At 72.8% G+C, this 1,316-nt stretch carries 2 protein-coding genes; one reads left to right on the plus strand and one right to left on the minus strand.

The genetic code is table 11. The features are described 5' to 3' along the window. Positions 1–534: dihydrofolate reductase family protein (locus ABZ260_RS51165; RefSeq protein ID WP_355633268.1), on the minus strand; the 534-nt coding region annotated here is incomplete at its 3' end. A 68-nt stretch (positions 535–602) separates the two neighbouring features. On the opposite strand from ABZ260_RS51165, the gene ABZ260_RS51170 reads away from it, so the two are divergent. Then, the coding region (locus tag ABZ260_RS51170) for a sigma-70 family RNA polymerase sigma factor (protein ID WP_355633270.1) at positions 603–1,316 on the plus strand (714 nt) is incomplete at its 3' end.

Here is a 1,316-nt window from a genome sequence, read left to right on the forward strand (position 1 = left end):
GGGGGGGGCGGGGGGTGTTACCCGGGTTTCCTTTGGTACCGGGGGGGGGCCGGCGCCCGCCACCGGGACGGTGCCGGACCCCAGCAGCAGCGGGACGATGTGCAGCCGCAGATGATCGACCAGGCCGGTCCGCAGCGCCTGCTGGACGATGGACGCACCGCCCATCACGTGGACCCGCCTGTCGCCGGCGGCGGCCGCGGCCGCTTCGATCGCGGCGGCGACCCCGCCGGTCACGAACGTGAACGTGGTGTCGCCCTTGCGCACCGCCTCGTGCGGCCGGTGGGTCACCACGAAGACCGGCATCCGGTAGAAGCCGTCGTCGCCCCAGCCGCCGGTCGCCTCGTACACCGACCGGCTTGTCACGACGGCGCCGGACGCGGCGAACGTCGCCTCGCTCAGCCGCCGCCCCTCGGCGTGTTCAAGCCACGCGTGCAGCCGCTCGCCGCCCTTGCCGAAACCGGGCCATGTGTCCAGGTCGGGACCGGTGACGAAGCCGTCCACCGACATCGAGATGTCCACCTCAACGATTGTCATGCCCAGGTAGACGCACTCCGGCCGGAATGTCGCCGATGATTCGGCCGACTTTTTTCGTCGGTACAGGTATGAACGTTGCTGTGGACGCCACGAGGTTCGCGGACCTGACCCGCCGCTACCACCGCGAACTGCAGGTCCATTGTTACCGGATGCTCGGATCGTTCGACGCGGCCGAGGACCACGTGCAGGAGGTGTTCCTGCGGGCGTGGCGGTCCAGGGACACGTTCGAGGAGCGGTCCAGCGCCCGGACCTGGCTGTACCGCATCGCCACGAACGCGTGCCTGGACACCCTGCGGCGCACGACCCCGCCGCCGCAGCCGTACCCGGACCAACTGCTCGACGAGCGCCCCGGCCCCGACGCGATGGCCGTCGGCCGCGAGACGATCTCCCTGGCGTTCCTCGCCGCGATCCAGCTGCTGCCGCCCCGCCAGCGGGCCGTGCTCATCCTGCGCGACGTGCTGTCCTGGCCGGCGAGCGAGGCCGCGGCGCTGCTCGACACGACCACGCCGGCGGTCAACAGCGCCCTGCAGCGGGCCCGGGCGACGCTGCGCGAGCGGTGGCCGGGCGGTCGCCTGGAGTGGTCACCCGCCGGCGAACCGGACCCGGCGCAGCGCGAGCTGCTGGAGCGGTACATCGCCGCGCACGAACGGGCCGACCCGCAGGCCCTGGTCGACCTGCTGCGTGAGGACGTCCGGCTGACCATCGAGCCCGGCGTCGGCGAGTGGACCGGCAAGGCCGCGGTCGCCCGGGCGCTGCGCCGGGACATGAACTCCCTCGGCCGG

It is taken from the genome of Streptosporangium sp. NPDC006013, assembly GCF_040614275.1.
Classification (GTDB): domain Bacteria; phylum Actinomycetota; class Actinomycetes; order Streptosporangiales; family Streptosporangiaceae; genus Streptosporangium.